Raw genomic sequence first — 16,302 nt, forward strand, 5'->3', positions numbered from 1 at the left:
ATGAGCCGCCGTACCCGCATCAGCAATGTCCTCGCCATCCTCAGCCTGCTGTCGCTGCTGGGGCTGGTGCTGGGCTGGATCATCTGGTTCATCGAGCCGCCGCACTGGCCCCGGCCGCTGTTGATCGTGCTTGCCGCATTGCCCCTGGCCCTGCCCCTGCGCGGCATGCTCTATGGCCGTTACCGCAGCCACCTGCTGGCGGCCTATCTGAGCCTGCTCTATGCCCTGCACGGCGGCTCAGAGCTTTGGGTCAGCGAGCGCCTCTGGCTGCCCCTGCTGGAGGTGGTGCTGTCCCTGTGCCTGTTCTTCTGCTGTGCCCTGTTCGTGCGCTTCACCCGTAACGAAAACCCCGCTATTCGATGAGCCGACAGCCGCCCCTGGCTCTGGCCCTGGAGCCCTCGCCGGGGTTTGACAACTTTCTGGCCGCCGATAACCGGGAGCTGCTGCTACTGCTGCGGCAGCTGGCCGAGCAGCCCCAGCCGGGCATTACCGCCATCTGGGGCCCGCCCGCCAGCGGCAAGAGCCATCTGCTGCAAGCCCTGGCCAACCGTGCCGCCGAGGCTGGCCACGCGGCCCTCTATCTGCCCCTGGACCCGCTGTTGGAGCAGGACCCGGCCGGGCTTGAGCTGTTTGCCGAGCGCGAGCTGATCTGCCTGGATGGGTTGGAGCGGCTGCTGGGCAACCGCCCCTGGCAGGAGGCCCTGTATGGCCTGTATAACGCCGTGCAACAGCAGGGCGGCTGCCTGGTCAGCGCCTCCCGTCGGCCGCCACGGGAGCTGCCCCTGGAGCTGGCCGATCTGCAATCCCGCCTCAGCTGGGGCCCCTGCTATCAGCTCCAACCGCTGGACCATGGCCACAAGGCGCGGCTACTGCAACAGCGGGCCGGGGAGCTTGGCTTGCAGCTGCCGGAGGACGCGGCGCATTACCTGCTCAACCGCCAACAGCGCGACCTGGTCGGCCTGCTGGGGCTGTTGGAGCGGCTGGACCGGGCCTCGCTGGCGGCCCAGCGACGCCTGACAGTGCCCTTCATCCGCCAGCAGTTGGGCCGGGATGCAGCGGTCGAGGATGGGTAAAGGGCCTGGCTAAGACCTTGCGTAATCAGGTATAGGTAAGCCTGTGGGTATGTGCGGCACTACCCCGGATTCCGCTTTGCTCGATCCAGGCCAGAGGTCACCGAGTTAGAGTAGCTGGGAGCCTGTCGGATTTAGGATGCTCCTACTGCGCCGGTGGGAAGAACGGCCCAGAATTGTTTTGAACATTGGCCCCGATTTTTCGTTGCGTAGGGAAACTCAGCGCCTCAAAATCGTGAAAATTTGTTCTCGTTCTCCCACCTTGCTCGCTACGGGCACCTAAACCCGACAGGCTCCTAGGAGAATGATCTACAAGGAAAACTCGCAGATCAATCCCCCCGACACAGACCGGACGTGCGCTACTGAGCATCCGGCTCCTGTAGTTACCTACCCAACCCAGCTGTCCGTTTTCCCCGTCAACCGAGTTCCCACCCAGCGGGGTGATGGGTGTCGATCAGTGTGGCATTGGTTCTGCGGTGAGCCTAACCCCTAGAGCACCACACACACGCTGTATGGTGTCGAACCGGGGGTGGCTACCCGGACGCAATGCCTTGTATAGCGCCTCTCTGGTAATGCCGCTGGAGTTAGCAATCTCTGTCATGCCTCGCGCCCTTGCAATCTGGCCCAAAGCATCAATCAATTCGTTGCTGTCTCCTTCCTCCAGGATTTGACGCAAGTACTCCGCAATATCTGCATCCGTTTTCAAATACTCCGCCACATCAAATTCGGCCAGATCGTCAATGTTGATTTGCATGGTCATTGCCACTCCTTATCGATTCCGCCAATGCAATAGCCTGTTCGATATCCTTGGATTGGGTACTTTTATCACCACCTCCAAGCATAAGAATCACCGTATCGCCAGTCTGTAGGTAATACCTTCGCCAGCCAGGTCCGAAAAATTCTCGCATTTCGTAGATGCCGTGTAACTATTCAAGGGTCATCCCCATGAAGTCAGGCCACCGCCCCTCGTAGAGGAGCCGCAATGCCTGTTCGGAAGATACCCCATTTTTCTGGCAGGTGGACAGATAGCTGCGGATGCGGGCAAAGATTCTCCTGATTACCCACAAAGATCAGCCTCGTTCACACAGGGAGCTATACTTGGTGCAGGAGGTATAACGCCATGAAAAACCGAGTGCAATTCCAGAAAGGCTACAGTCTAGCTGAATTTCTGCGTGACTACGGCACGGAGGAACAGTGTCGCCAGGCCCTGTTTCGATGGCGCTGGCCAGAGGGCTATGTATGTCCCGAGTGTGGTGGCCGGAAGTACTGCACCCTGCCATCCCGGGGTGGACTGTTTCAGTGCAATCATTGCCATCACCAGCATTCATTGACCAGTCGCACGATCTTTGACTCCAGCAAGCTACCGCTGACGACCTGGTTTCTGGCCATGCACCTGCTGACGCAGGCGAAGACGGGGCTGTCCGCCTTGGCACTGCACCGGCAACTGGGCGTCGCCTACAACACTGCTTGGAGCATGAAGCACAAGCTGATGCAGGTGATGAAAGAACGGGATGACGGCTATACCCTATCCGGGACCATCCAGCTGGATGATGTTTACTGGGGTGGAGAGCATCGGGGTGGCAAGGTGGGTCGCGGCTCACCCAACAAGACCCCCTTTGTGGCGGCGGTTTCCACCACTGACGCAGGCCATCCGCTGTACATGAACCTGCAGGTAGTCAAGGGATTCCGCTCTGCCGAGATCCTGAAGTGGTCTCGCAACCAGTTGGCACCCGGCAGCACCGTCTACAGCGATGGTCTGGCCTGCTTTCGCGCCTTCACGGCTGCGGGTTGTCAGCACATCCCGATTGTCACCGGCGGCGGTCCCGATAGCGTAAAGCATGAGGAATTTACCTGGGTCAACACGATGATCGGCAACGTCAAGAATGCCGTCACGGGTGTTTACCATGCTATGCAGCATAAGCACCTGTCACGCTATCTGGCTGAATACTGCTACCGTTTCAACCGACGCTTTGCTCTGGAGACGCTCCTGCCCCGGCTGGGCTGGGCCGCTGCACGAACGCCACCGATGCCGTACCAGCTCCTGAAGATGGCTGAGGTTTATGGGTAATCAGGTGGACTTTTGTTATGGGGGATTAGGGGATGGACAATTTAATTGTGCCTGACCCCTTTGACACCAGCCATCTACACCGCGTGGTGCGTTTCATTCTTCAGGGCGGCAACGATCAGACTATTCAAACTCACGCCGCGCCGGGTTGCTTCAAGTGCAAGTTGGCGGTGCAGGTCACGGCCAACCCGCACGTTGAATGAACCCTTGAATGGTTGTTCCGGCGTGATGTTTTTTTCCTTGCACATCGATAGATAGTCATCCACGCCATCGTGGAAGTCCTGGCGCAACTCTTCTGCGTTGCTGCCTTCGTAGGCAATTAGCGCACGGACAAACTGCACCTTGCCGAAAAAAATTCCATCTTCATCACTATATTCAACTGACCCGGTATAACCCTTGTATTCCACAGTATTCTTCATAGCAAACCCTCCTGCATTAGTACATCCAGCACTTGGTCAATCTGATAAGGTTTCAGTGCGGGCGATGGGTGCGGCTTATGCATTAATACCGGCGCAAAACGCTCATGCTCGAACCTAACCCGCGATCCGCTGCCGCCCTGATTTAGTGCATAACCGAACCCTGCTAACTGGAACCCCAGCACCGCATCATCGGCATAGCGGACGATATACACTTCTCCCCGTGCCCTTCGTTTCCGCCAGGCCTCTACCCAGAGGTCGAGACTGTAGTGCAGGTAGATGTTGGCCAGCAGCGGCGAGAGGACGCCCCCTTGCGGGGTGCCCTGTTCACTGAGCTGCCATTCGCCTTCCTCCATGATGCCTGCCGTGAGCATCTGCTCGATCAGTCTCAGTACGCGGCGGTCCGCCACTCGGTGGGATACAAAGCGCATCAGCCAGTCGTGATCGACCGAGTCGAAAAAGGTGCTGATGTCGGTATCCAGAATCCAGCTGACCTTGCGTTGCGTGATGGCAACGTACAAGGCGTCCAGCGCATGGTGCTGGCTGCGTCCGGGCCGAAACCCGTAGCTGAATCCCTTGAAGTCCACTTCGTAGATCGTTTCCAGTACCCCTACCAGCGCTTGTTGGACTAGCTTGTCCTCTACAGCGGTGATGCCGAGGGGACGCTTGCGTCCGTCGGCTTTGGGTATCCAGACACGCTGCACCGGTTGCGGGCGGTAGCGTCCGCTGTGCAGGCGTGCATGGAGGTCGACCAGTCGCGCTTCTAGCCCTTCGCCATAAGCTTTCCAGCTGAGGCCATCGACGCCACGGGCCGCCTTGCGGTTGAGTGCAAGGTAGGCTTTCCTGAGCCGGTCGATCCCGATGTGGTGCATCAAGTTGTTGAACCGCAGCGTACGATCCCTTTGTGCTGCTGCACGTAGCCGTCCAAGCCCCGCTTCTGCTTGCCCCGAGCTCTGCGTCTCGGTCACAGGTGGCTCTTTCGGCTCTTCTTTCCGCCAAGGCCCTTCGCTCCACGCGCTCCGCGTCGTTGATCCCGTTCTATCCGCTGTTGGCATCGTTGAGTTGTTCGCTCGCTTCTTCACACTCAGGCCTTGTCCGACTCCTCGTTCCGCTCTCCTGGCTGTTCGGCTATTGACCTTTGAGCCAGGAGTGGCTTCTTGCCCCGCGGGCGAGGCCTCCCGGGTTCCGTACGAGAGACATCCACACATGCACCGGGTCTGCGACTCCGGGGAACCTGCCCACCACTCGCGTTTTACGTGGCTTGCAGTTTTGCCTTCCCGACCAGCCAACACGGTCAGCATTCCCAACCTTGATTTCGCAAGCTCAATACCGAGCCTGTGTGTTCCCCTGTCAACGCTTAACCCCTGCCCTCGCGAGCAGACGCCCTAGACTTAGGGTCCCGGCGGTTCGCTACACCTTACCGGGCAGAGGACTTGCACCTCCAATCTCTCGCCAGCTTGTCCCGGCGCACTGGCTGTCCTTTTGTTTCTTTTGTTTTAGCCGATGTCGGCGACGCACCGGCGGTCCAGTCGGTCATATGGTGTTCCTTGGTAAAGTCGGTAGTGGCGGGACGGCGGGTTGCAGAAAGAAACCTGTCAAAGTTTGTCTGCCTCATCCGGAACATCCGGTACGGCATTCAGATATCGCTCGAAATCTTCGCGTCGGCCCAGGGTTGCCTCCTGACGCAAATAGTCCAGGGTCAGCATGGATGCCAGCTTTTCTGCCGCAGCGCTGGCGATGAACTGGTTGACCGAGATTTCATCCCGCGCAGCCAGTTCGCGGATCTTGGCGTGCACCGAATTCGGCAAGCGTACAGTCAGGGCAGTCATGATGAACTCCTCAGCAAGGATAGAAAAGATGCAGGGGTAATTGGGGTAACCCCCAGTTCGCCGACCCGCTGAAAGTCGCGGATATTATGGGTAACCAGATACTGGCTATCCGAAGCCACCGCACACTCCAGCACCATGTCGTCATCCGGGTCGCGCAAAAATGGACGCCACAGGTAATACACATCCTGCAGATGGGCGATGGACGTCAGATAGCGCAGGTAAGCCAAGACATCCTCAACCCGCAGCCCCGGCGGAAGGTGCTCGGGCCGCGTCAGCACGGCCTGCCATTCGGTGTAGAGCGCCACCGACAGGGCAATCTCAAAATGCGGGTTGGGCAGACTGTTGACCAAGGCAAAGCTGGCACCTTGCCGTGATCGGGCAGCGGCAACCAAGACCGATGTGTCTAAAACAATTCTCATGATTACACCAGTATAACCATGCCGTCATCGTCCAGCAAACCTGCACTATTCATCAGCAACCTACCGCGCTGATCCTCGGCGCTTTGATATGCAACGGACTGGCCGCTTGTTTAGTGTCCTTTTGTTGGCTCTAACTGCCTGCAGGCTCTGCGGATACGTAGTGGAGGACCGTAGTAGAGACGAATCAAAAATGCCCAGGGCATCCAGGGACACCTTGAGCTTGGATTGGGGCAATAAAAAACCCGCCGGAGCGGGTCTTGGGGAGATTAGAGGGGATTTCTTAGTGGTGCTTGTGCAGCATCAGCCAAGCCTTACCAAGCCTTTGGATCAAACCCGTCTTCGTTGCGTATCTCTACGGCATCACCGGATTGGGCCAGCACAAACAGGCCCTTGTTGCGGGCGTAATGGCCTACATCATCCGGTAATACCATGGCTGCTACGGCACCAAACAGGATGTGGGCTGAGAACTGGGGGAAACAGGACTTGAACTTGGCCATTCGGGCCAGGTGTTCGTCCACGTCTTCATAGGTCAGGCGGGATTTGCATTCCACCACTACTGCGGTATCTGTGTTTACTACCAGTAGGTCAACCTCCATGATGAACTGGCGATTGTCGTCATAGGCGACAATATTGGGGTGGACTTGATGCACCGGAATCTTGCGATCTTGAAATAAATCCACCACGGCTGGGCGCACCATTTCCTGCACAAACTGACCCAAGCGATTGCCATGCTCGCCTAACTGCTTGGCTAATGCCCTGATTTGTTTGTCTGTTTTACTCATACGCCGGTCGGCTTCCTGCTGGCTCTCCTTCATCAGCCGCTCAGTCTCCCTTATGCGCTGATCGGCTTCTTGCTGGCGTCGGTCGGCCTCTTTCTGGCTTTCCTTCATCAGTCGCTCGGTTTCTTTTTGCGACAGAGCAAGCTCCTGGATCGTGCGCCAGACATCGTCAAAGCTGGGGGCTGGGGTGTTGAGACTGGGCATTCTTTGGTCCTGGACAAGGGGTATCTAAGTCCATTGTAGCGGCTATGGCCGGATTGGCGAAGTCTTTGAACGCCGGTGTGGCCCATGGGCAGAGTGGGTTAGCTAGCGCGACATCTCATCACCCATTGGTGAATACAGCTCCAGCAAGGGCAGCAATGGGCCGATCCACGGCTCGTAGTTACGCCAGCGATCCTTGCTGGTTTTATAGATGGGCTGGCGCACCTGCCAGTTACTGGCGGTACCAACGCGGCGTTCGGTCTGGTGGAAGTTGAGGCAGTTATCGTCCCACTCCAGGCCGATGAAGTCGATCAACCGTCGGCTCCAGGTCTCGGGGTCTTCCACCAGCTCTTCGTAGCGCACCTCCAGCATGGCATCCTCGGGCAAGACCTGGCGCCAGTGTTCCATCAGGCGGTGGTACTGGCGGTAGTAGTGGGCGATATCATCGAGGTCTTTGGCGTAAGTGTGGCCGGTGTTGAAGTTCTGAAAATAGATGGACAGGCAGGTGTCGAGGGGGTTGCGCAGGGTATGGATGAACTTGGCGTTGGGCAATACCGCGTGGATCAGGCCCAGGTTCTGATAATTGCCCGGCATCTTGTCGATGACACGCAAGGCCGTTTGGTCAAATTGATGCAGGGTATCCAGGTAGTGATCCGCCAGGGACTGCACTAAAGCGGGGTCGAGCTGGGCTCGCAACACGGCTTGCTTGTGCCGCTCTGCCAGTGTTGACCAGTCGCTTAGCTCCCCTGCCCCAACCACGTCGGGGTGCGATGCCAGTATTTGCTCAGTGAGCGAGGTTCCGGAGCGGGGCATGCCCACAATCAGCAGGGGACGTTTGGAATCGACACAGCCTGGCCAGCTCTGGTGACAGACAGCGCGAGTGTAGTGCGTTGTCAAAAATGCCAAGATTTTCTCTTGATTGGCCGGATCATAGGCTGGGGTAAATAGCTGCTTGGCCTGATTGGCTTGCTGGTAGTAGTGGAAGGCGTTGGCGTAATCCGCGATGTCTGTATGGTACTTACCCAAGGCGTAGCTGAGTTCTGCACGTTTCTTGACCGGCAGGGGCTGCTGCAAGCAGTGCCTGGCACGCTCCAGCCATTCGTGGTCATCCAGGGTCATTTTGCGCGTTTTAGCAAAGCCTGCCAGGGCTGCGCTGTCATGGGGATTGTGTTGAAGGAGTGTGTGATAAGCGCTTTGGGCGCGATCAAAATCGCCAAAATCCAAGGCAATTTCTGCCTCTGCAGTACGCGCCTCCGATTGATTTGGGGCCTGTACGATCAACTGATCAACCAAGCCTTTGGCCTCATCTAGCCGCCTCATCGCCCGTAAAGCCAAGACCTGTGTGGCCATAGCCAGTGGATGACGCACGCCCTCCTGATAGATCTACTCAAATATCTTCAGGGATTCTTCCGGCTGTAGCGCAGCGTACAAGGCTGTTGCCTTGTTGATACGTGCCCCCAGGTGATTGGGCTGGGATTTTAGGGCTTGATCGGCGTATGCAATGGCTTGGGTGTAGTCACCCGCCTCACTGCTGTTATCCGCCAGGTTGGCCAGGATATCCGCAGAATCCGGTACCCATTGCAGGGCCTGCCGGTAACAGCGCTCGGCCTCGGCAAACCGCCCCAGACGCTTAAGTGCCAGCCCCTGCTGGTTCCAGGCATTGTGACATGGGCTGGCGCACCTTCACAGGCTTGCTGCAACAAGGGCAGCGCCTCCTGATCGCGTCTCAATAAGAGCAATGCCTTCCCCAAGGCGTGGGCACGAGCCGGATTGGGGCCTTGCTGTTCCCAAGCGGTTCGCGCCAGTCGCTCCATCTGGTTGTAGTCCCCGCCCGTTTCCAAGGCGGCCATTTGCGCCGCATCCCTCTGGGCTTGGGCCAATCGGCTGGCCAGGTTATCCACAGTCGGACCTTGCAAGCCCTTCTGCCGACCATCGGTCAGCATTTGTTCCATCTGCGGCAACAGACCCGCATGGAGCAGATACTCCAGGCAACTGAGCCAGTATTGCCCCTCACCGGGCCGGATTTCCAACGCTTGCTTGAGCAATTCACCGGCCTGTCCCCAGTGGCCTTGTTGCATAAGCAGCACACCCAGGTTGTGCAGGACATCAGGCTGGCGGGGATTGGATTTCAGCAGTTTCTGATACGCCCGCTCGGCTTTCTCCAGCCTGCCCGCCTGATGGTGTTGAATTGCCTGCTGGAGTAAGCGGGGAGAGTCCATGTGTTATTGCTAATTGCACTTGGTAAAGTGGCAGTTTATCAGATTTATCAACCTTGAAACAAAGTAAACAAAGTTGGTTCTTCGTCAAACAAAGGTCGCCGTAGGAGACTGATCTACAAGGTAAAGTCGCAGACAAATCCCCCCGGCACAGATCCGGACGTGCGCTACTAACGCATCCGGCTCCTGCGTCAAGTCAGACGCGCAGTCGCTCATTGGGATATGGGTGGACGATACGCAGTGATGGCACCCATTGGTGTACGATTTTCTTCATCTTTTCCCAGTTCAGGCTAACCGCCTTTTGGCTTCTGCGCCGCAGCGCCCTGAACCAGATTTTGATTGCCAATCCTCGTACCGTGCTGAGTACCCCGGAGTTTCCCGGCACGCCGAAGTACAGCGCAAACCCCCGCAGCTTTTGACTGACCATTCGGCCCTGCTCCGCCACCGGTAGGTGACGGTTCTTCAGGAGCCAGTCTTTCAGTCGCTCTACGAAGCCACGCAGTTTCTTTGCCAGGGTCGTGCGCAGGATGGTGAATCCTCCGTCCGAACGCCGTTTGGCGCAGGCGTGCGTAAACCCAAGGAATGCAAAGGTCTCCGGCTTGCCTTGTCCTCGCTGTTTGCGGTTGGCTTCGGCAAATCGTCCGAATTCCACCAGGCGAGTCTTTTCCGGGTGCAGCTGCAAGTTGAACCGACGGAGTCGCTCCGTCAGGTCCTGGCGCAGCCTTTGCGCATCGTCGTGGTACTGGAACCCCAGCACCGCATCATCGGCATAGCGGACGATATACACTTCTCCCCGTGCCCTTCGTTTCCGCCAGGCCTCTACCCAGAGGTCGAGACTGTAGTGCAGGTAGATGTTGGCCAGCAGCGGCGAGAGGACGCCCCCTTGCGGGGTGCCCTGTTCACTGAGCTGCCATTCGCCTTCCTCCATGATGCCTGCCGTGAGCATCTGCTCGATCAGTCTCAGTACGCGGCGGTCCGCCACTCGGTGGGATACAAAGCGCATCAGCCAGTCGTGATCGACCGAGTCGAAAAAGGTGCTGATGTCGGTATCCAGAATCCAGCTGACCTTGCGTTGCGTGATGGCAACGTACAAGGCGTCCAGCGCATGGTGCTGGCTGCGTCCGGGCCGAAACCCGTAGCTGAATCCCTTGAAGTCCACTTCGTAGATCGTTTCCAGTACCCCTACCAGCGCTTGTTGGACTAGCTTGTCCTCTACAGCGGTGATGCCGAGGGGACGCTTGCGTCCGTCGGCTTTGGGTATCCAGACACGCTGCACCGGTTGCGGGCGGTAGCGTCCGCTGTGCAGGCGTGCATGGAGGTCGACCAGTCGCGCTTCTAGCCCTTCGCCATAAGCTTTCCAGCTGAGGCCATCGACGCCACGGGCCGCCTTGCGGTTGAGTGCAAGGTAGGCTTTCCTGAGCCGGTCGATCCCGATGTGGTGCATCAAGTTGTTGAACCGCAGCGTACGATCCCTTTGTGCTGCTGCACGTAGCCGTCCAAGCCCCGCTTCTGCTTGCCCCGAGCTCTGCGTCTCGGTCACAGGTGGCTCTTTCGGCTCTTCTTTCCGCCAAGGCCCTTCGCTCCACGCGCTCCGCGTCGTTGATCCCGTTCTGTCCGCTGTTGGCATCGTTGAGTTGTTCGCTCGCTTCATTACTACTATGGCCTTGTCCGACTCCTCGTTCCGCTCTCCCGGCTGTTCGGCTATTGACCTTTGAGCCAGGAGTGGCTTCTTGCCCCGCGGGCGAGGCCTCCCGGGTTCCGTACGAGAGACATCCACACATGCACCGGGTCTGCGACTCCGGGGAACCTGCCTGCTACTCGCGTCTAGCGTAGCCTGCAGTTTTGCCTTCCCGACCACTCAACACGGTCAGCATTCCCAACCTTGATTTCGCAAGCTCAATACCGAGCCTGTGTGTTCCCCTGTCAACGCTTGACCCCAGTGCTGGCGAGCAGACGCCCTAGACTTAGGGTCCCGGCGGTTCGCTACACCTTACCGGGCAGAGGACTTGCACCTCCAATCTCTCGCCAGCTTGTCCCGGCGCACTGACTGTCCTTTTGTTTTTATTCCAAACAAAACGTCTGTCCTTTTGTTTATGAAAAACCCGCCGGAGCGGGTTCATAGGGAGGGATTGGCGGGGATGTATTTAGTGGTGCTTGGGCGGCATCAGGTCTTGGATTTCATCCTTGCTCAGGCCGGTGATCTTGATGATGCTGTCCAGCGCCATGCCTTCTTTGATGCAGTTGATGGCAATCTGGCGAACCATCTCCATGCCCTCATCCCTACCCCGCTCCATACCTATCTGGTAAGACGGCATTTTCTCAATATCGACTTCACGTAGCATTTCGACCTCCACGGCCTTGAATTTGTCGGTTAGACCTCGGTTTCCGGACAGGTGTTCCATCATCTTGATGTGGTTGCGCAGGGCTCGCTTGTCGCCACCCACCAGCTCGATCAGACGGCGCATGATCTTTCGCAGCACGAGCTTTTCGTCCTTGCCCTTGAAGTCGCAGAGTACTGCAATCACCAAGGCTTCGGGGGTATTTTGGTTGATGAACTGCTCGCAGTCCAGCCGGTGCATGTCGATCAGGCTGTAGCTGTAGCTCCAGCCGCCGTCTTCGATGCAGTCCTGCATGTTGAGGGGGGCTTTGCCGGTGTAGATGACGAATTGGCGGATAGGATTCTTGATCCCGGCCAGGCGCAGGTCGGTGTAATAGCGCAGGTTGCGGTAGGGCATGGTGGGGTCGTTGCTGTCCTGCAGCTCCAGGTGCAGGACAAAGCGCTGGCCATCGGGGGTCTCCACCAGCATGACGATGTCGGCAAAGCGATGCTCTACCCGCTCGGATTCGGTGCGCAGTTCCTTGATGACCTTGAGGTCCAGGCCCAGGATGTGCTTGGCCATGACCCGTACCAGTCGGCGGATCAGTTGCTTGGAGATGATGTCAGTGTGGCCCATCGGGAGAGTGTGGCATGGGTTGGGGGTGGTTGGCTAGAGGGGAGATATTTCCTCAAAACAAAGTCAAAACAAAGTGAGTGTCCTTTTGTTTGCTAATGTAAAAAGCCTCCTTACGTTCGAGGCCTCCGGCATTCTAGTAGGCCTTGGTAATCTCCCGCTTGGTGTCGTCGCTCAGTTTTTCAAAGAGGATATCGAGATGATGTCCTTTGATCTCTGTGGTGCCTTCCATGATCAGGAGGCTTTTCAAGTACAACTCAAGAGCCAAGCCGTAATTGGTCGCAGAAACGAAAGCATCTGTAGCGGAGAGATGGCCTGTTTTTGCCCATTGATCCAGATATTGTTTCCCTACATCGTGAAACTTTCTGGCAGACGCCAAGGCAGTGATGTAGTCGTATTTCTCCGATTTTTGTGCCTTCACGGCCGCCTTCTCCTGTCTCGCTACACCATTAAAAAAAACCTACCTGCCGATTCACCCCACCAGCACCACATTCATCCCGGCCATCCCGACATCCGGCACACCCACGACGGCGATCACCACATCCTCCTCATCCGGCTTGCCAACATGCAGGTAGGCTCGATCACCCAGGGGAATCCAGCCGATGGACTCGGCTTCAATGGCGGCGAGTTTGTCAGAAGCGCACAACATCACGAATCCAGATGCCGCTGCAAATCCATGCTGTCGTGCAGGACGCGCAGTATTTCGATCAAGCAGGCCGTTTCATCGACACGAAACACCAGCTGGTGCCTACCCTTGCGCCCATGGCGAGCCACATGCAGTGTGGCTACGTCATCACCCAACTCAGGGCGCCAGCGCACATCGATCAGCTGCGGCCCTGCGTTCAAGGCCTCCAGCGCATCATTGATAACGTCGGTGTAAGACTCCAGTTGCAACGGCCCAAACTGCTCAAGCGTCCAACCAAGGATGTCTTCAACATCTTGAGCGGCTCGATCGGCCAGACGTACCGTCCAGCCACTCATCAGTGTTTCGCCAGCACACGCTTGCTGATGCCATTGATGTGCGAGCGCAACGACGCAGCATCGTTAAATTCGGTATAACGCCCCGCCTCAATGTCCGCAACGCCCACGGCCACAGCCTCGCGCAGAGCGGCGAGTTTGGCGGCCTGCTCGGCTTCACGCGCCTGGACAAGGCGCAAGCCCTCGCGCAGAACCTCGCTGGCGTTCTGGTAGTGACCGCTGGCCACCATCTGTTCGACGAACCTTGCTTGGCTGTCGGTCAATACAACATTACGAGTAGGCATGGCAATCTCCAAAACTGAGTTTATGGCACATTATGCCAACATCTCTTGAGCAAAGCAAACCCCTCGCTTATCCTCCGCGCAGTTTTGCTCAGGAGCGCTAGCGGCTAGCCCGCATATCTCACCAGCCAGTAATCCAACCTGACTGGATGCGCATTAGGCCCTACTTTTTATATGTGTATTGGTGCATGTACCCTCCAGGTCAATGGAATTCGCTCTTTTCACCGGTTTTGACACCGGACAAGTCCAGTCAATTGGTCATTTGTTGACCAATTCTCGAACAGTAGGCACAGGACACCCTCGGCGTTGCCGATCGGTGGTCTGCCGGAGCGGGTTGTGCGTTATCCCGGGGCGTAGGTTGGTGGTCTCGTTTGCAGGTTATGCAGCACCTGTGCGAAGAGTTCGGCGTAGGGATAGCATTCGGCCAGTGAGACCCAAACCTTGCGCACACTGATACGCACCTGTGCGCCGATCTTCAGCAGGCGGGTGCGGACGGTGCCGCACTGGGCCTTGGCCAGTTCGGTGCCCTGCAGACCGATACGGCGCAGGGCGCATAACATGACATAGGCGAAGGAGCTGAAGTAGAGCCGGTTCTGGTTGGCGCGCATGCCGTGGCTGCTGGTGCGGTCGGCGAACAGATCCAGCTGTTGCTCCTTGATCCGGTTCTCCATGTCGCCACGGGCACAGTAATGATCCTCGTAGAGGCTGCGGGCCTCGTAAGTGTCTTGGGCCAGGCTGGTGACCACATAGCGCGGATTGGCGCCCCCGCGCAGGTGCTCTGCCTTGCCGACCACCCGGCGCGCACGGCTCCAGCTGGCGCGGGTGCGGTAGCTGAAGTCCTTGAACACCCGTGCTGCGGCCTGGGTGGCCTCTGCCTGCTCCTTCGCCTGCGCCATCTCGTGGTGCATCAACGCGTTAAGGCGTTTGTTTTTCGCCAGCCCCAGGAGAAAGTCCACCCCGTTGGCCTCGCACCAGGCCATGATCTCCTCGCGGCAGAAACCGGAGTCGGCACGGATGATGATTTGGGTGGCCGGCCAACGCTGACGAATCTGCGCAACAATGCGCTCCAGTTCCTCCACGCTGCCTGCGCTGGCGTCCTGATTGGCCTCGCGCAGCCGGGCGCAGAGCAGGTGCTCACCGGCGAAGATGTATAGGGGCAGATAGCAGTAGTTCTTGTAGTAGCCATGAAAGAATCGGCCTTCCTGGCTGCCGTGCAGGGGGTCGTCGGTGGCGTCGAGGTCCAGCCAGATCTGCCGGGGTGCTTCGTCATGGGCGTCGAGGTACAGATCCACCAGCAGGTTGTCGATCTTCCCCACCTGGGCGACGATCTTCTTGTAGCGGCTGGAGTGGTCCGCGCTCCAGTGGGTCAACTCCAGACGATTGAGGGTGCTGGAGCTGGCCAGGGGTTTGCCCTTATCGCGGGCCATGGCACGGCCACATCCGGTCGGGTCCTCCTTGTTGACCAGGACCGCCAGCAGGTGGTCCAGGCGCAGTCGGTCGTGGTCATTGAGGTCTTCGTAGCCCAGCGCCAAACCGTAGATACGCTGGCCGAGCAGGTCTTCTACCGTATGCTCGATGGCCTCAGGGTCTCTGAAATCGCGAAAGCACTCGGACAGGCGTCGGATGATACCGGTCTTGCGTTCCACCTCGCGCAACAGCAGACCGCCACCATCGGAGCTGATCTGTCCGCCATCGAACTTGGCCACTACATCACGCCGTCCGAGACCCTGAAATTCCAGTTGGGTTGGGGTACACTCTGTTTCCATAAGGCCGCCTTGCTTTATCTGGTTAATTTGTTGTTTGAAAACATAATTTTACCAGAAAGGTGGCCTTTTTTACAGGGTTTGGTGAGATATGCGGGCTAGCGACTCCACCGGTCGGCAGCAAATGCGCACAATAGATTTTATGTAAAAGTAAGTGGGTGTCCTCTAGTTTGCTCACCCGGACCGACGGCTTAATGGGGCTTGGCATCATGCCGGTGTTGCTCCTAACTGCCTGCAGGCTCTGTGGATACGCAGTAAAAAGCCCATCGGGCTTGAGGTCGGAAAGGAGGACCGTAGGGACGAAGCACAAAAAAACCCAGGGCATCCGGAGACGCCTTGGGCGTGTATGAAACGGGGGCAATAAAAAACCCGCCTAAGCAGGTTCTTGGGGAGGGATTGGCGGGGATGGTTTTAGTGGTGCTTGGGCGGCATCAGGTCTTGGATTTCGTCCTTGCTCAGGCCAGTGATCTTGATGATGCTGTCCAGCGCCATGCCTTGATTGATGCAGTTGATAGCCACTTGGCGGACCCCCTCATCAATGCCTCTATCCATACCTATCTGGTAAGACGGCATTTTCTCAATATCGACTTCACGTAGCATTTCGACCTCCACGGCCTTGAATTTGTCGGTTAGACCCCGGTTTCCGGACAGGTGTTCCATCATCTTGATGTGGTTGCGCAGGGCTCGCTTGTCGCCACCCACCAGCTCGATCAGGCGGCGCATGATCTTTCGCAGCACCAGCTTTTCGTCCTTGCCCTTGAAATCGCAGAGGACCGCAATCACCAGGGCTTCGGGGGTATTTTGGTTGATGAATTGCTCGCAGTCCAGCCGGTGCATGTCGATGAGGCTGTAGCTGTAGCTCCAGCCGCCGTCTTCGATGCAGTCCTGCATGTTGAGGGGGTCTTTGCCGGTGTAGATGACGAATTGGCGGATAGGATTCTTGATCCCGGCCAGGCGCAGGTCGGTGTAATAGCGCAGGTTGCGGTAGGGCATAGTGGGGTCGTTGCTGTCCTGCAGCTCCAGGTGCAGGACAAAGCGCTGGCCATCGGGGGTCTCCACCAGCATGACGATGTCGGCAAAGCGATGCTCTACCCGCTCGGATTCGGTGCGCAGCTCCTTGATGACCTTGAGGTCCAGGCCGAGGATGTGCTTGGCCATGACCCGTACCAGACGGCGGATCAGTTGCTTGGAGATGATGTCGGTATGGCCCATGGGCAGAGTGTGGCATAGGGTTAGGGGGTGGTTGGCTAGAGGGGGAGATATTTCCTACAAAAACAAAAGTGCAAAACAAAGTGCAAAACAAAGGTCGCCGTAGGAGACTGATCTACAAGGAA

General features: G+C 57.7%; 20 protein-coding genes. 3 read left to right on the forward strand and 17 right to left on the reverse strand.

Annotated elements, in window-relative coordinates; genetic code table 11:
• Both D5125_05355 and hda read left to right on the forward strand, forming a co-directional pair.
• On the forward strand, positions 1-363 hold the full coding sequence (locus D5125_05355) for a DUF2069 domain-containing protein (GenBank protein QFY88945.1): 363 nt from the start codon (positions 1-3) through the stop codon (positions 361-363).
• Entirely contained in the window at positions 360-1,073 is a 714-nt protein-coding gene (gene hda, locus D5125_05360; protein QFY88946.1) for a DnaA regulatory inactivator Hda, read from the forward strand. The genes D5125_05355 and hda overlap by 4 nt, the downstream gene beginning before the upstream one ends.
• A 451-nt stretch (positions 1,074-1,524) precedes the next feature.
• Here hda and D5125_05365 read toward each other — a convergent pair whose 3' ends face one another.
• Positions 1,525-1,830 carry a putative addiction module antidote protein gene (locus tag D5125_05365; GenBank protein QFY88947.2) on the reverse strand — a complete coding sequence of 102 codons (306 nt, stop codon included), beginning with the start codon at positions 1,828-1,830 and terminating at the stop codon, positions 1,525-1,527.
• Positions 1,808-1,978 (reverse strand): hypothetical protein, encoded by a 171-nt coding sequence (locus D5125_05370; protein ID QFY88948.1) that lies wholly within the window; start codon positions 1,976-1,978, stop codon positions 1,808-1,810. The genes D5125_05365 and D5125_05370 overlap by 23 nt, the downstream gene beginning before the upstream one ends.
• A 212-nt stretch (positions 1,979-2,190) precedes the next feature.
• Between D5125_05370 and D5125_05375 the strand changes: the two genes are divergently transcribed.
• Positions 2,191-3,138: an IS1595 family transposase gene (locus D5125_05375; protein ID QFY88949.1), complete on the forward strand. Its 948-nt coding sequence runs from the start codon at positions 2,191-2,193 to the stop codon at positions 3,136-3,138.
• A gap of 74 nt (positions 3,139-3,212) precedes the next feature.
• On the opposite strand, the gene D5125_05380 is transcribed toward D5125_05375, so the two are convergent.
• The 15 genes from D5125_05380 to D5125_05450 form a co-directional block, all read right to left on the reverse strand.
• Positions 3,213-3,554, reverse strand: coding sequence for a type II toxin-antitoxin system HicB family antitoxin (locus D5125_05380; protein QFY88950.1), 342 nt, complete (start codon positions 3,552-3,554; stop codon positions 3,213-3,215).
• Positions 3,551-4,606 (reverse strand): hypothetical protein, encoded by a 1,056-nt coding sequence (locus D5125_05385; protein ID QFY91063.2) that lies wholly within the window; start codon positions 4,604-4,606, stop codon positions 3,551-3,553. Before D5125_05385 ends, D5125_05380 begins: the two co-directional genes overlap by 4 nt.
• 540 nt (positions 4,607-5,146) lie before the next feature.
• On the reverse strand, positions 5,147-5,380 hold the full coding sequence (locus D5125_05390) for a toxin-antitoxin system HicB family antitoxin (GenBank protein QFY88951.1): 234 nt from the start codon (positions 5,378-5,380) through the stop codon (positions 5,147-5,149).
• A complete protein-coding gene (locus D5125_05395) occupies positions 5,377-5,802 on the reverse strand; it encodes a putative toxin-antitoxin system toxin component, PIN family (GenBank protein ID QFY88952.1) in 426 nt (141 codons plus the stop codon). The genes D5125_05390 and D5125_05395 overlap by 4 nt, the downstream gene beginning before the upstream one ends.
• A 308-nt stretch (positions 5,803-6,110) precedes the next feature.
• On the reverse strand, positions 6,111-6,782 hold the full coding sequence (locus D5125_05400; protein ID QFY88953.1) for a DUF3782 domain-containing protein: 672 nt from the start codon (positions 6,780-6,782) through the stop codon (positions 6,111-6,113).
• Between the two features lie 102 nt (positions 6,783-6,884).
• Positions 6,885-7,898 carry a sulfotransferase gene (locus tag D5125_05405; protein ID QFY88954.2) on the reverse strand — a complete coding sequence of 338 codons (1,014 nt, stop codon included), beginning with the start codon at positions 7,896-7,898 and terminating at the stop codon, positions 6,885-6,887.
• A 359-nt stretch (positions 7,899-8,257) separates the two neighbouring features.
• A complete protein-coding gene (locus tag D5125_05415) occupies positions 8,258-8,998 on the reverse strand; it encodes a tetratricopeptide repeat protein (protein ID QFY88955.1) in 741 nt (246 codons plus the stop codon).
• A gap of 193 nt (positions 8,999-9,191) precedes the next feature.
• The gene (ltrA, locus tag D5125_05420) at positions 9,192-10,622 is read right to left on the reverse strand and encodes a group II intron reverse transcriptase/maturase (protein ID QFY91065.1); all 1,431 of its coding nucleotides are present in this window, start codon (positions 10,620-10,622) and stop codon (positions 9,192-9,194) included.
• A gap of 517 nt (positions 10,623-11,139) precedes the next feature.
• Positions 11,140-11,949, reverse strand: coding sequence for a hypothetical protein (locus D5125_05425; protein ID QFY88956.1), 810 nt, complete (start codon positions 11,947-11,949; stop codon positions 11,140-11,142).
• Between the two features lie 133 nt (positions 11,950-12,082).
• A complete protein-coding gene (locus tag D5125_05430; protein QFY88957.1) occupies positions 12,083-12,367 on the reverse strand; it encodes a hypothetical protein in 285 nt (94 codons plus the stop codon).
• A gap of 51 nt (positions 12,368-12,418) precedes the next feature.
• Positions 12,419-12,595, reverse strand: coding sequence for a hypothetical protein (locus tag D5125_16940; GenBank protein ID QPB72215.1), 177 nt, complete (start codon positions 12,593-12,595; stop codon positions 12,419-12,421).
• A complete protein-coding gene (locus tag D5125_05435; protein QFY88958.1) occupies positions 12,595-12,927 on the reverse strand; it encodes a type II toxin-antitoxin system RelE/ParE family toxin in 333 nt (110 codons plus the stop codon). Before D5125_05435 ends, D5125_16940 begins: the two co-directional genes overlap by 1 nt.
• Positions 12,927-13,208 carry a type II toxin-antitoxin system ParD family antitoxin gene (locus D5125_05440; GenBank protein ID QFY88959.1) on the reverse strand — a complete coding sequence of 94 codons (282 nt, stop codon included), beginning with the start codon at positions 13,206-13,208 and terminating at the stop codon, positions 12,927-12,929. The genes D5125_05435 and D5125_05440 overlap by 1 nt, the downstream gene beginning before the upstream one ends.
• Positions 13,209-13,546: 338 nt before the next feature.
• Positions 13,547-14,971: an IS1380 family transposase gene (locus tag D5125_05445; GenBank protein QFY88960.1), complete on the reverse strand. Its 1,425-nt coding sequence runs from the start codon at positions 14,969-14,971 to the stop codon at positions 13,547-13,549.
• A 408-nt stretch (positions 14,972-15,379) separates the two neighbouring features.
• On the reverse strand, positions 15,380-16,180 hold the full coding sequence (locus tag D5125_05450) for a hypothetical protein (GenBank protein ID QFY88961.1): 801 nt from the start codon (positions 16,178-16,180) through the stop codon (positions 15,380-15,382).
• Between the last annotated feature and the right edge of the window lie 122 nt (positions 16,181-16,302).

The sequence above is a fragment of the gamma proteobacterium SS-5 genome (genome assembly GCA_009497875.2).
GTDB lineage: Bacteria > Pseudomonadota > Gammaproteobacteria > Chromatiales > Chromatiaceae > Magnetovirga > Magnetovirga frankeli.